This window comes from Gordonia mangrovi (assembly GCF_024734075.1).
GTDB classification, from domain to species: domain Bacteria; phylum Actinomycetota; class Actinomycetes; order Mycobacteriales; family Mycobacteriaceae; genus Gordonia; species Gordonia mangrovi.
Genome location: NZ_CP102850.1, coordinates 3,754,025 through 3,767,593, shown reverse-complemented (window position 1 = coordinate 3,767,593; position 13,569 = coordinate 3,754,025). Strand labels below are relative to the sequence as shown.

Below are 13,569 nucleotides of genomic sequence, written 5' to 3'. Positions count from 1 at the left end.
CTGAACACCGTGGACATGGCTGACCGAACCGACGTGGTGGTGATCGGAGGAGGTCAGGCAGGCCTGTCGGCTGCCTACTTTCTGCAGCGATTCGGCCTCGGCGATCGGTATCTGCTGCTCGATCACGCGCCTGGCCCCGGCGGTGCGTGGCAGTTTCGTTGGCCCACCCTGACCCTCGCCTCGGCCAACCGCGTGCACGATCTACCCGGTCTCGGCCTGATCGAGGCACTCGGTCGAGACTGCGACACCTTCCCCGCCGCCACCGCCGTTCCCGAGTACTTCGGCACATACGAGCAGCGGTTCGGGCTCAACATCCGGCGCCCGGTGAGCGTGCGGACGGTCGACTACGCCGACGACGGCTTCACCGTGACACTCGACGACGGATCCGTCATCGGCGCGCGTGCCATCATCAACGCCACCGGCACCTGGGAGCGGCCGTTCGTTCCGCATGTGCCCGGCATCGCCGACTTCCGCGGACGACAACTCCACACCCATGACTATGTGGGGCCGGACGAATTCGCCGGCCGCCGCGTCCTGGTGGTGGGCGCCGGCATCTCGGCGGTGCAGCTGCTGATCGAGATCGCCCGCAACGCACCCGGTGTCGAGACGTTCTGGTGTTCTCGCAGCGAACCCGTGTTCGACGACACTCCATTCGACCCCGAGAAGGGCAGACGCGCGGTCGCCCGGGTCGAGGAACGGGTGCGCGCCGGTCTGCCGCCGACATCGGTGGTGTCGGTGACCGGGTTGGCGTTGACCCCATCGATCGCGGCCGCCCGCGACGACGGCATCCTCGCGTGGCGACGGATGTTCACCCGGATCACCGACACCGGTGTGTGTTGGGACTGCGGCACCGACGGCACCGATCATCTCGACGTCGACGTCATCTTCTGGAACACCGGCTTCCGCAGCTCGTTGGACCACTTGGCTCCGCTGCGTCTGCGGTCCGCCGGTGGCGGCATCACCATGACCGGCCGCCTGGCGACCACGGTCGCCGACGAACCGCGTGTGCAGCTGTTGGGCTACGGACCGTCCGCCTCGACGATCGGGGCGAATCGAGCTGGACGAGAAGCCGCGCGCAATGTCGCGGATATCCTCGCGAGCGAACGCTCCGACGCAAATTCTTGACAGAACAGTCAACGAGTGCAGACATGGGAGGTGCACGATGAGGGACCCCAACTCGGCCGTCCCCCAGGAGGCCACCCCGGAACTCCGGCGCCGCTACGATCTGTGGCGCGCCAAGCGGCACCTGCGATTCAACAGTGTCGGCGCTCGACGAGATCGAGGCGGCACAACGGAACTCGGACCTCGACCTCACCGGCTACCCGGATTCTGCTGACCCCGAACGGAGCACACGATGACCGAACCGTTGATCATCGACGGACTGCACAAACGTTACGGCGACCTGGTCGCCCTGCAGGACATGACCTTCCAGGTGTCGCCCGGCGAGTTGTTCGGATTCGTCGGCAGCAACGGTGCCGGCAAGTCCACCACGATGCGCATCGTCCTGGGCGTCCTCGCCGCCGACGCAGGCAGGGTGACACTCGGCGACAAGCCGATCGATCTGCACACCCGTCGTCAGATCGGGTACATGCCGGAGGAACGCGGCCTGTATCCGAAGATGAAGGTCGGCGAACAACTCGTCTTCCTCGCTCGCCTCCACGGCATGTCCACCACGGCGGCACGCGAGAGCGTGGAACGCTGGACCACCCGACTCGGGGTCGACCAGCGGGTCGGCGACGATGTGGGCGACCTCAGTCTGGGCAACCAGCAACGGGTGCAGCTCGCCGCCGCCTTGGTCCATGATCCTCGCGTACTCGTCCTCGACGAGCCCTTCTCGGGCCTCGACCCGGTGGCGGTGGACGTGATGAGCGACGTCCTCAAAGAGAAAGCCGCCGAGGGGATACCGGTGATCTTCTCGTCACATCAGCTCGACCTCGTCCAACGGCTGTGCGACCGTGTCGGCATCGTGGCGCGCGGCCAGATGCGGGCACTCGGGCGGGTCGACGAACTGCGCGCCCGCGACGGCATCACCCTGGAGATCACCGGACCGCCGACCTCCGCCCGGTGGGCCGACGGCCTGCCCGGTGTGCTGGCCGCCGACTACCGGATCGCCGACAACCTGACGTCGTTGCGTATCGATCCCGGGATCGCCGACGACCAGGCCATCCTCGCCGCCGCACTGCGTTCCGGACCGGTCCACCGGTTCGCCCAATCGACTCCCGACCTGACCGAACTGTTCCGAGAGGCTGTCTCCGCATGACCAACTCCGCCCCGCAGGCGTCGGCCGCACAATCGATCTGGCTGGTCGCCGAGCGTGAGATCGTCACCCGTGCAAAGACCCGATCGTTTCTCATCAGCACCGGGCTGCTGATGGTGGTGATCGTCGTCGGCGCCGTCGTATGGTCGGCGCTGGCAGGCGATTCCGAACCCGACAGGGTCGGTGTCGTCGGCGGCGACTCCGCGTTGTCGAGCATGATCGAGGAGTTCGGCGACGCGACCGGCAATCCGGTCGACGTGGAACCGGTGGCGACAGCCGACGATGCCCGACGCCAGGTGGCCGACGGAGGCCTCGACGCGGCGCTCGTCGTCGGTCCGAACGCGCAGTTCGTCGCGATCTCCGACAGCGGGCTGACTGCGACGCTCGGCGGCATCCTGCGATCGGCGGTCGACCAGGCTGCACTGGACCAGGCCCTCGCCGAGCGTGGTGTCGATCCATCGGCGCTGCCGCGCGCGTCGCTCACGGTGGAACAGACGACCGCCGACCGCCCGGACGAGGGACAACGCATCGTCATCGCGCTCGTCGGAACGATCCTGCTCATCACCGCGATCATGATGGGCGGCTCGATGGTGGCCGTCGGCGTGGTGGAGGAGAAGACTTCTCGCGTTGTCGAATTGCTGTTGGCCACGATCAAGCCACTCCATCTCCTGTGGGGCAAGATCATCGGGATCGGCGCGATCGCGATGGCACAGGTGCTGCTGCTGGGTGCCACGGCGCTGATCGCCGGCATGGCCACCGGGCTGTTGACCATCCAGGGCACCGCCATCGGGATGTTCGCCGCGGTGATCGCGTGGTTCGTCCTGGGCTTCCTGTTCTTCGCGACGCTCTACGCCGCGACCGGCGCGCTCGTCTCCCGGCAGGAGGAACTCAACGCCAGTTCGGCACCGTTGACCATTCTGGCAATGGCGGTGATGTACTCGGGCATCTTCGGTATCCAAGCCCTGGATTCGACCTTGATCCAGGTCCTCACCTGGATTCCGCCGTTCAGCGCGGCCCTCATGCCGATTCGCATCGCGACCGGCGACACCTCCACGATGCAGATCGTCGTCACCTTCGTGCTGATGATCCTCGCCTGCGCCGCCGCCACCTGGTTCGCGTCGCGGATCTACCAGCGGTCCATCCTGCGCACCGGCACCAGGATCAAGTGGGGAGAAGCGCTGTCCCTCGCGCGGTGACCGGCGGTCAGATCTCCCGAAAACGCCGCAGCGCCTCCGCGCGTTCGGCCTGGTGATCCACCATCGGCTCGGGATAGTCGTCTGTTCCGTATTCCGGCACCCAGCGCGTGATGTACGTGCTGTCGGGATCGAACCGGCTGGCTTGGGTGTCGGGGTTGAACACCCGGAAGTACGGTGCCGCATCGGTTCCGGTGCCCGCCGCCCACTGCCAGCCGTGCTGGTTGGAGGCCATGTCACCGTCGATCAGCTGCTCCAGAAACCACTGCGCGCCCCACCACCACGGCAGGTGCAGATCCTTCACCAGGAAGGACGCGGTGAGCATGCGCACCCGGTTGTGCATGAATCCGGTCTGCGCCAGTTGCCGCATCCCGGCGTCGACGAGCGCGAACCCGGTCCTCCCCTCTTTCCATGCATCGAAGCGCTGGTACGCCGCCTCGTCGCTGTCGAGTTCGATGTCGTCGAACTGCGCATTCCAGTTGTGCCAGGCGCTGCGCGGCCAGTGGTACAGCACGTCGGCGTAGAAGTCCCGGAACGCCAGCTCACGCAGATACGCTTGCGCGCCTTTCGATCTGCCGAGATCGGCGGCCATCGTGCGCGGGTGGATGTTGCCGAACTTGAGATGGGCCGACATCCGGCTGGTGACGTCGAGGTCGGGGCGGTCGCGGTCACTGTCGTAGCCGGACAGGTCGTCGTCGACGAAGGCACGCCACCGCTGCGTCGCGGCCCGCTCGCCCGCCGCCAGGGACAGTTCGGTGGGCGCAGCGGGCACTGAGATGCGGCCGGAGCGCGTGATGCTGCTGGGGTCCACCACATCCGCGTCGGGCACCGGCGACGATGCGGGCTTTCGCCATCCGTGTGCCCGCCACTGTGTGAAGTAGGGCGTGAACACCTTGTACGGGTCGCCGTCGGGTTTGGTGATCCGTCCCGGCGACACCAGATACGGCGAACCCGCCGCCGCCAGCGGGGTGTCGCCCAAGGCGTCGGCCACCGCCGCATCGCGTCTGCGCCCGAACGGCGAGTAATCCTCGCTGACGTGTACCGACGTCGCATCGATGGCCCGCGCGAGCCGCGGTATCTCCTCGTCGGGTCGCCCTCGGACCACCAGCAGGCGCCCCGACAGCTGATCGTCGAGGTCGCGTAGTGAGTCGAAGAGAAAACTCAAACGTCGTGGACCCGACGACTTCTCGAGTCGCGGGTCCACGACGAAACAGATCAGTACCTCGTCACCGGACTCCTTCGCCGCGATCAGCGGAGGCAGGTCGCTCAGGCGCAGATCGCGTCGCAGCCACAGCAGCGAGGGTTGAGCGGAAATCGGCTACCCCACACCCAGCAGGTCGATGACGAACACCAGGGTCTTACCGGAGAGACGATGTCCCGCACCGGCCGAGCCGTAGGCGAGCTGCGGCGGGACGGTCAGCCGACGCCGACCACCGACCTTCATACCGGGAATCCCCTCCTGCCAGCCGGGGATGAGTCGGTCGAGCGGGAAATTCGCCGACTGCCCGCGGTCCCATGAGGAGTCGAACTGCTCACCGGTCTCGAACTCCACACCCACGTAGTGCACGTCCACGACGCCGCCGCGCTGGGCCTCGGCCCCGTCGCCGACGACCAGGTCGGTGATCTGGAGCTCGGACGGAGCAGGTCCTTCGGGGAAATCGACTTCGGGTTTCTCAGCGCTGGTCAACAGGGACTCTCCTTTGAGTCGTCGGTCGGAATCTCGGGCGGGACGACTACTCGTTGCCGTCCGCCGGCTCCCCGGGTGTCGGTCAGCGCCCGTCCATGGCGACGTAGTCGCGCTCGGTGTAGCCCGTGTAGAGCTGACGCGGACGGCCGATCTTGCCGGTCGGATCCTCGTGCATCTCGCGCCAATGCGCGATCCAGCCGGGCAGCCGGCCGAGCGCGAACAGCACGGTGAACATCCGGGTCGGGAAGCCCATCGCACGGTAGATGACCCCGGTGTAGAAGTCCACATTCGGGTAGAGCCTGCGCTCGATGAAGTAGTCGTCGGACAGTGCGACGTCTTCGAGACCCTTCGCAATGTCGAGCAGATCGTCCTGTACGCCAAGCGATTCCAGGATCGAGTCGGCGGTCTTCTTGACGATCGCGGCGCGCGGATCGTAGTTCTTGTAGACGCGGTGCCCGAAGCCCATCAACTTCACGCCGGCCTCTTTGTTCTTGACCTTGTTCATGAAGGCCTGGGTGTCCCCGCCGGACTGCTTGATCTCCTCGAGCATCTCGAGGACGGCCTGGTTGGCGCCGCCGTGCAGCGGACCCCACAGCGCGTTGATACCGCCGGAGATCGAGGTGAACAGGTTGGCCTGCGACGAACCGACCAGTCTGACGGTGGATGTCGAGCAGTTCTGCTCGTGGTCGGCATGCAGGATGAACAGCATGTCGAGCGCCTTGGCGACCTCGGGGTTGACCTCGTAGGGCTCGGCCGGGAAGCCGAAGGTCATCCGCAGGAAGTTCTCGACGAGGCTCAGCGAATTGTCCGGATAGAGGAACGGCTGGCCCGCCGACTTCTTGTAGGCATAGGCGGCGATGGTCGGCAGCTTGGCCAGCAGCCGGATCGTGGAGAGTTCCACCTGGTCGGGATCCTTGGGATCCAGCGAGTCCTGGTAGTACGCCGACAGGGCGTTCACCGCACTGGAGAGCACCGGCATCGGGTGCGCATTGCGAGGGAACCCGTCGAAGAACCGCTTGAGATCCTCGTGCAGCAGGGTGTGCCGGCGGATCTTGTCGGTGAACTCGTCGAGCTGTGACGCCGACGGCAGCTCGCCGTAGATCAGCAAGTAGCTGACCTCGATGAACGTCGAGCGCTCCGCGAGTTGGTCGATCGGGATGCCGCGGTAGCGCAGGATGCCCGCGTCACCGTCGATGTAGGTGATCGCCGACTTGGTGGAAGCGGTGTTGACGAAGCCACCGTCGAAGGTCGTCAGACCCGTCTCGGCCAGGAACTTGCCGAGACCGACCGAGTCCGACCCCTCGCTGGCCTTCAGGATCGGGAGTTCCAGCTGACCACCGGGGTAGGTAAAGGTCGCTGAAGCCGTATCGGATGCTTGGTCAGCTGGGACTGTTTCAGCGGACACACGAACCCCTTTACACAGGTTTGAGCTTATGTTCTCTGCAGATCCGGATAAGGATGCTGTTGGCTAACAACCTAGTCGCTTGTCAGCTCGCTCGCCCACGGAGGGTCGGCACCGGGCCGTGAAACCGTGACCGCAGCGACCTGACCTGCAAATTCCGCCACCGCACGCCACTGGTCCGCGTCGAGCTCCGATACTGCCGCCGGCGACAAGGCACCGATCCTGTCCAGGTACCGCAGAACGCCGCCAACAACGCTGTCACCAGCACCGATGGTGTCGGCGACCTGCGTGGGCGGGGCAGGCGCGCTCACCTCGCCGTGCCGGGTGCGCACCGTGATGCCGTCGGCACCCGCGGTGGTTATGATCGCGCTCACACCGGCGGCCAGCCAGTCATCGCCGGTGGTGGCATCCGGTCCACTCGAGAGCCAATCGGAGTCCTCGTCGGAGAGTTTGACGATGTCGACCGCGGACATCCAGGACGCGAACCGACGACGGTAGGCGTCGGGCTCGGCGATCACCACGGGGCGGATATTCGGGTCGACCACCACCAGCCACCCCTCGTCGCGGGATCGACGCAGCAGCGACTCATATACCGACGCACCGGGTTCCAGCACCATCGACAGGGTGCCGAAGCACACCGCGGCCACCGTACTGGCGAACGGGCCGGGATCGCCGACCTGCCGATCGGCGGTGCCCTCCACATAGAAGGAGTAGTGGGCGCCGCCATCCGGTCCGATGGTCGCCAAGGCCAGCGAGGTGGGTTCGGACCGCCGCTGCAGCAGGGTTGTGCCGACACCGGCCGATTGCAGCGCGCTCACGATCGCCTCACCGTAGGTGTCGGTGGACACCGCCGAACACAGCGAGACCGCGCTCCCCAATCTGCCGAGGGTGACCGCGACGTTGAACGGGCCGCCGCCGAGCGCCGGCTGAAGTGGTGCCAAAACCCCGGAAGCGGCCGGACTCGCCGACTTCTGCACCACGTCGACCAGCGCTTCACCACACACCACGATCTCGCGCATCAGCACCTTCCGTGGTCGATGACCCTGTTTCTGTGCAGCCATCATCGCCGCTGCACGGCCGGTAGGTTGGACATATGCGCGAGTTGCCCGCAGGTCACGACGCGGTGATGCTCGATTTCTCCGGCGACCCGGCGCCGGCCGACGCGGTCGCCCGGGCCACGGTCGCCCTGCGCGCCGCCCAGCAGGCGGGGACGTTGCACATCGCCGATGTCGTGCCCAGCGCGCACACGGTGCTCGTCCAGGCCGACCGAGGCGCCGGGATCGACACCCTCGGCGTGCACCGGGCGCTGCGTCTCGACCCGACCGACGCGGCGGCCCACGGATCGGCATCCTCCCAGCTCGAGGTTCCCGTCGTCTACGACGGACCCGATCTCGCCGACGTGGCGCGAGTCCTCGGTCTCGGCACCGAGCGCGTCGTCCAGTTGCACACCGGCATCCTGTGGCGAGTGCAGTTCATGGGTTTCGCCCCCGGCTTCGGCTATCTCGTTCCGGACGGTGACGAGGAACATCCGTTGCGCGATGTCGGCCGTCGGCCAGAGTCACGCACCCGTGTGCCGCGCGGCGCGGTCGCGGTCGCCGCAGGGTACAGCGCGGTGTATCCGAGGGTCAGCCCCGGCGGCTGGCATCTGCTCGGCCGGACATCGATGACGATGTGGGACGAGTCCGCGGTCCCCCCGGCGCGGCTGGCTCCGGGCACCCTGGTCAGGTTCGTCGCGCAATGACTCATCACCGGCATCTCATCGTCGTCCAGACCGGCCCACTGGCCACGGTCCAGGACCTCGGACGCTCCGGGTATGCCCACCTCGGCGTCCCGGTATCCGGTGGCGCCGACCGGGGTTCGTTGACGTTGGCCAACCGGCTCGTCGGCAATCCCGAGTCTGCCGCGGTGATCGAAACCACGTTGGGCGGCTTGCATATCCGGCTGCACTGCGATGTGCTGATCGCGGTGACCGGCGCCCGCGCGCAGGTGCACGTGGACGGCATCCCGGTCGGCACCGACGCCGCACTGCCCGTGTCCCACGGGTCCGAGGTGATCATCGGGAGCCCGACCCGCGGGTGCCGCAACTATCTCGCGGTGCGGGGCGGCATCGGCGTGCCACCGGTGCTCGGGTCCCGCTCGACCGACGTCCTCTCCGAGTTGGGGCCCACCGGACTGCGCTCCGGCATGGAACTGCCGGTGGGGAAACCGACCGGCGATTGGCCGGCCGCGTCGTCGGCGCCTCGGGCAACCGCCGACGACGACGTGACCGAACTCGAGGTCACCGACGGACCTCGCCGCGACCACGTGCAGACTCCGGGGCATCTCATCCGTGGCGTATGGGAGGTCGGCGCCGACAGCAACCGGGTGGGTGTGCGACTGTCCCGGCCCGCCGACTGCGACGACCCGCTCGTCGTCCACCGCTCCGGTGCCGGCGAACTGGCCTCCGAGGGTATCCCGCACGGCGCCGTGCAGATCCCGCCCAGCGGCCGACCCGTGCTGTTCCTTGCCGATCATCCGGTGACGGGCGGATACCCTGTCGTCGCCGTCCTCACCGCGGACGCCGTGGACCGCGCGGCGCAACTCGTGGCGGGCGACCGGGTGCGTTTCCGCGCGCGCTGACGAACCCCGCCCCGACCGCCATTCGCATTGACACCGCAGTGAGACGATTCTAAGCTTTCGTCTCATGACCGAGGTACTGACGAACTCTCCGGAGGACATGTCGATCGAGCCTCGTCGCTCGGCCCCCATGCGTGCCGAGGACTATGCGCCACTGGGACCCGACTCGCTGACGTGGCAGATCTGGGGCACCTGGACCGGCATGTTCCAAGGACTGTGGGCCGGCTCGATGCAGAACATGCACCCCAAACTCGGCGCGGCGGTCTGGGAGCACTCAGACTTTTTCGGTGAACGCTGGCAGCGATTGATGCGCTCGCTGTATCCGATCAGCGGCGTGGTGTTCGACCCCGTCCCCGAATCGGGCCCCACCACCGGGCAGGAGGTACGCGACTACCACCGCGACATCAAGGGCCAGATGGACGACGGCTCGCGCTACCACGCGCTCGACCCCGACGTGTTCTACTGGGCCCACGCCACGTTCTGGTACGGGAACGTGCGACTCTGCGAGCGTTTCGGTCCGTGGCTCAGCGACGACGACAAGCGGCAGCTGTTCGAGGAGTCCAAGGCCTGGTACGCCATGTACGGGGTTTCGATGCGCCCCGTCCCGGACACCTACGAGGACTTCCTCGAATACTGGGACTACATGTGCCGCAACGAGCTTCGCGACCATCCCGCCGTCCGGACCGTGCTCGACATCAGCAAGCTACCGCCGCCACCGTTCCTGTCGTTCATCCCGGAGTGGTTCTGGTTCCGCTTCATGGCCGAGCAGAATCAGCGGTTCTTCACCTGGTTGACGACCGGCTTCTACGACGAGCCGGTGCGCGAGATCCTCGGACTGCCATGGACCGAGAAGGACGAACGACGATTCCGGCTACTGGGCCGCGGGGTGAACCTGGTGATGCACCGACTGCTGCCGAAGCGCGTGCTGCGCCACCCACGACCGCGCGACGCGTGGGACCGTGTGGCCGGCCGCGTCCCGGCCGACGCCCCGCTGGTGCACACCCCCGCCCGCAACCTGCCGCCGGCGGCCGAGCGCGACAACCCGATGCACTACTGCCCGGTGCACGCTGCGCGCCGGGCTACATATCCAGGTGTCGTCAGCGCCGACTGAGGGCCGTCACGACTCGTCCCCCCGGTGTCATCGATTTCCCCAACCGTTTCGGGAGGATCGTCGAGAGTCCGGGGGGGAACGTGATGGGTCGGGCTACTGCTGGCCGAGCCCGCGGCGCATGGCCTGGCGGACGCGTTGCGCTTCGCGGCGGGCGTACGGATTCGACTGCCCGGCACGGGAGCCCGCCAACTTGGCGCCGATGTGTTCGCCGACGGTGATCGGCGAATAGCGACTACCCGCGCCGACGCACGACGGCAGGGTGGAGATGGTCGCATCGATGTTGCCGTCGTGGAAGAACGCGGCCGACCGTCGACGCTCGATGGTTCCGTCGACCACCGGCGGCTTGACCCGGTGCAGCGTCGACATCCACCGTTCGTTCGTCCAGCGCGCCATCAGATCGCCCAGATTGATCAGCAGCGCACCATCGGCCGGCTCGACATCGTGCCACTCGCCGTCACGGTCGAGTACCTGCAGACCACGAACCTGGTCGGCCCACAGCACCGTGACGATCCCGTAGTCGGTGTGTTCCCCCATCCCGGTCAGGTCACCGTCGAGCTCCACCTGGCCGGGCGGCAGCGCATAGTTGTTCATCCGCAGCACGTCGAGGGAATGGTCGGTGTAGCCGTCAAAGAAGTCCGGCGGCAGGTCGAGGGCTTCGGCAAAGATCCGGGTGAGTGTGTGCGCGACCCGCGAGGCCTCGGCGAAGTACGCGGAGACGGCGGCCTCGAAGTGATTGACGGTCGGCCAGGTGTTGGTGGCGTACTGATCGGCCGGCAGTTCGAGATCGGGGTAGGTGGCCGCCTCGACACCGACGTTGTACGCCTCGAAGAAGTCGTTCATGCGGTCTGCCGGCTCCACGCCCAGACTCAGCGACAACGACTCCGATTTCGGGGGCGAATACCCGCGATTGATCTCCGGCGGTGTCCGGTAGGCCTTCTTGTCGTCGAGCGGTAGCGCGAAGAAGTCGTCCATGACCGCGGTGAACTCTTCGATGACCGCGGCGGGGATCTGATGTCCGACGATCTGGATGAAACCGACGGCGCTGGCGGCGTCGTCGACCTGCGCGGCGACAACCGCACGCTGCGCCGCGCTCCCGTTGGCCGTGTACGGCGTGATGTCGATGATCGGCACGGCGAAGGTGCCCGTGGGGTTGTCGACGACCGCACTCATAGCACCATAGTGGCACCGAATTCGCGGCTTCGCTGAGCAGGCAATTCGTCCGCGTCGGGGCCGCCGGCCCAACGATCAGGCCGACTGCCCGGCCCGATATCGAATGAACGCCGGAATTGCCAGCGCAGCAACAATCGTCAGCACGATCACCGCGATGCCACCCCCTGCGGTCGCCACCGCAGTGCCGACCACAGCGGCGGCGGCGCCGTGCGCGACGTCGGCGATCCGGGGCCCGCCGGCCACCACGACGATGAACACGCCCTGCAATCGGCCGCGGACGTCGTCGGTGGCCGCCGCCTGCAGCATCGTCTGCCGGAATGCCGCCGACGCCATGTCGGCGGCGCCGCCGACCATCAACGCCACCACCACGATCGGCAGGATCGGCAACGCGGTGCCGTGCGCGAAGAACAACGCACTCCCGGCGACGGTGATGGCGGCGCCCCAGATCAGAATGCACACGATCACCGCCATGCCCTGGCGGCGTACCCCGCCGACCCACCCGGAGAACACCCCGCCGAGCACCGACCCGAGCGGGATCGCGGCGAACAACAGGGCGAACGCGATGCCACCACCTTCGGGTCCACCGAAACTCTCGTGCGCCATCTGCGGAAACAACGCGCGTGGCATGCCGAAGATCATCGCGATGAGATCCACCAGGAAACTGGCCAACAACACCCGATGATCGCGTAGGTAGCGGAATCCGTCGAGCACCGACCGCAATCCGGCCGCGGGACGCTGCTGCCCGGGCGCGAGCTCGGGACGCAGAGTGGGCAACCGCAGCACCGCCCAGAGCGTGGTGAACAGACTCACCGTGTCGGCCAGGTACAGCGTGGAGTATCCGAGCACCGGGATCAGTGCGCCACCGACGAGCGGCCCGGCGATGGCACCCGCCTGCATGACCGTCATGTTGAGCGAATTGGCGGCGGGCAGTTCGCGCAGCGGCATCAGCCGCGGCAGCACAGCGGTGCGGGTGGGCTGGTTGACGGCGAAGAACGCCTGCTGAACGGCGAAGACGCTCAACAGAAGCCAGACATTTCCGATGCCGAGTGCAGCCTGCACCCAGAACAGCGCGCTGCATCCGATCAGGCCGAGTGTCGTCACGATGAGGATGCGTCGGCGGTCGAAGACGTCGGCCAGGGCGCCTCCCCACAGACCGAACACGAGCAAGGGCACCAGCCCGAAGACACCGGTCAGTCCGACATAGGCAGAGCTGCCGGTGATCTGATAGATCTGCGCCGGAACCGCGACGACGGTCAGCTGCGCACCGACCACGGTGACGATGTTCGCGGTCCACAGCCGCCGGAAGTAGGCATTGCGCAGCGGTGTGGTGTCCGCGAGCAGACGATTCACCCGAGGGCCGTGGGACACCCCGCGAGCCTACGGTTGCAGCCGCACGGCCTCCCACCCAGCGTCGGACCTGGTGAGTCGGACACGGTTGTGCAGGCGATTTGCGCGACCCTGCCAGAACTCCACGGTGGTGGGTACGAGCCGGTAGCCACCCCACGCCGGCGGAACGGGGATCTCGGCGCCGGCGTCGAAGCCGCCGAACTGTGCGGCCACCCGCGCGGCCAGATCCTCCAACGCGGTGCGCGTGTCGATGGGTTGTGACTGCGCGGATGCGTAGGCCGACAGCTGGGAGCCCCGCGGCCGCATGTACCAGTACTCCTGGGTCTCCTCCATCGTGACGTGTTCGACGGGGCCGCGGAAATGGACCTGCCGCTCCAGCGCGATCCACGGGAAGGTCACCGACGCATACGGATTCGCGGCCAATTCGTGCCCTTTGTCGGAATCGTAGCCGGTGAAGAAGACGATGCCCGAGGCGTCGGCCCCCTTGCACAGGACCGTCCGGGTGGACGGGATGCCGTCGGCGTCGGCCGTGCCGAGCACCATCGCGTTGGGCTCGGGGATGTGGGAGTCGATGGCCTCGCGCAGCCACACATGAAACAGGTCGAGCCAGGGCGGATCCCCACGCAGCCAGCTGGGGTCGAGGTTCTCTCGGATGCCGTCGGCGCCGGCAGCACGGTCACCCTCGCCGATGTTCGGCGGGATGCCGCCGCCGTAGCCCACCCGCATGTTGGGGAGGTCAATCGCATCATCGGCCACGTGGTGAGGCTACTCTGCGACTCGCGGTTA

Annotated in this window: 13 protein-coding genes; 6 read left to right on the top strand and 7 right to left on the bottom strand. The window is 67.2% G+C overall.

Features of this window, described 5'->3' with window-relative positions; all coding sequences use genetic code 11:
- The first annotated feature begins 15 nt into the window (after positions 1-15).
- From NWF22_RS17130 to NWF22_RS17120, 3 genes are all read left to right on the top strand, one after another.
- A complete protein-coding gene (locus tag NWF22_RS17130) occupies positions 16-1,125 on the top strand; it encodes an NAD(P)-binding domain-containing protein (RefSeq protein WP_160902908.1) in 1,110 nt (369 codons plus the stop codon).
- A 229-nt stretch (positions 1,126-1,354) separates the two neighbouring features.
- Entirely contained in the window at positions 1,355-2,260 is a 906-nt protein-coding gene (locus tag NWF22_RS17125) for an ABC transporter ATP-binding protein (RefSeq protein ID WP_160902907.1), read from the top strand.
- Positions 2,257-3,453, top strand: coding sequence for an ABC transporter permease (locus NWF22_RS17120; protein WP_160902906.1), 1,197 nt, complete (start codon positions 2,257-2,259; stop codon positions 3,451-3,453). Before NWF22_RS17125 ends, NWF22_RS17120 begins: the two co-directional genes overlap by 4 nt.
- Before the next feature lie 7 nt (positions 3,454-3,460).
- Here the strand turns inward: NWF22_RS17120 and NWF22_RS17115 are convergent, their stop codons facing one another.
- From NWF22_RS17115 to NWF22_RS17100, 4 genes are all read right to left on the bottom strand, one after another.
- The gene (locus NWF22_RS17115; RefSeq protein ID WP_160903359.1) at positions 3,461-4,738 is read right to left on the bottom strand and encodes a cryptochrome/photolyase family protein; all 1,278 of its coding nucleotides are present in this window, start codon (positions 4,736-4,738) and stop codon (positions 3,461-3,463) included.
- 30 nt (positions 4,739-4,768) lie between these two features.
- Positions 4,769-5,137, bottom strand: coding sequence for an FKBP-type peptidyl-prolyl cis-trans isomerase (locus NWF22_RS17110; protein ID WP_160902905.1), 369 nt, complete (start codon positions 5,135-5,137; stop codon positions 4,769-4,771).
- An 82-nt stretch (positions 5,138-5,219) separates the two neighbouring features.
- Positions 5,220-6,542: a citrate synthase gene (locus tag NWF22_RS17105; RefSeq protein WP_160902904.1), complete on the bottom strand. Its 1,323-nt coding sequence runs from the start codon at positions 6,540-6,542 to the stop codon at positions 5,220-5,222.
- A gap of 71 nt (positions 6,543-6,613) precedes the next feature.
- Positions 6,614-7,558, bottom strand: coding sequence for a carbohydrate kinase family protein (locus NWF22_RS17100; RefSeq protein WP_160902903.1), 945 nt, complete (start codon positions 7,556-7,558; stop codon positions 6,614-6,616).
- Between the two features lie 74 nt (positions 7,559-7,632).
- On the opposite strand from NWF22_RS17100, the gene NWF22_RS17095 reads away from it, so the two are divergent.
- From NWF22_RS17095 to NWF22_RS17085, 3 genes are all read left to right on the top strand, one after another.
- Positions 7,633-8,280: a 5-oxoprolinase subunit B family protein gene (locus tag NWF22_RS17095; RefSeq protein WP_160902902.1), complete on the top strand. Its 648-nt coding sequence runs from the start codon at positions 7,633-7,635 to the stop codon at positions 8,278-8,280.
- Positions 8,277-9,158 carry a 5-oxoprolinase subunit C family protein gene (locus NWF22_RS17090; protein WP_160902901.1) on the top strand — a complete coding sequence of 294 codons (882 nt, stop codon included), beginning with the start codon at positions 8,277-8,279 and terminating at the stop codon, positions 9,156-9,158. The genes NWF22_RS17095 and NWF22_RS17090 overlap by 4 nt, the downstream gene beginning before the upstream one ends.
- 97 nt (positions 9,159-9,255) lie before the next feature.
- Complete coding sequence (locus NWF22_RS17085; RefSeq protein ID WP_233751286.1) at positions 9,256-10,266, top strand: oxygenase MpaB family protein; 1,011 nt, start codon at positions 9,256-9,258, stop codon at positions 10,264-10,266.
- A gap of 93 nt (positions 10,267-10,359) precedes the next feature.
- Here the strand turns inward: NWF22_RS17085 and NWF22_RS17080 are convergent, their stop codons facing one another.
- The 3 genes from NWF22_RS17080 to pdxH form a co-directional block, all read right to left on the bottom strand.
- Positions 10,360-11,436, bottom strand: a complete 1,077-nt coding sequence (locus tag NWF22_RS17080; protein ID WP_160902899.1) for an isopenicillin N synthase family dioxygenase — start codon at positions 11,434-11,436, stop codon at positions 10,360-10,362.
- Between the two features lie 75 nt (positions 11,437-11,511).
- Entirely contained in the window at positions 11,512-12,786 is a 1,275-nt protein-coding gene (locus NWF22_RS17075) for an MFS transporter (protein ID WP_160903358.1), read from the bottom strand.
- Positions 12,787-12,813: 27 nt separating this feature from the next.
- Positions 12,814-13,509, bottom strand: a complete 696-nt coding sequence (gene pdxH, locus NWF22_RS17070) for a pyridoxamine 5'-phosphate oxidase (protein ID WP_160903357.1) — start codon at positions 13,507-13,509, stop codon at positions 12,814-12,816.
- Between the last annotated feature and the right edge of the window lie 60 nt (positions 13,510-13,569).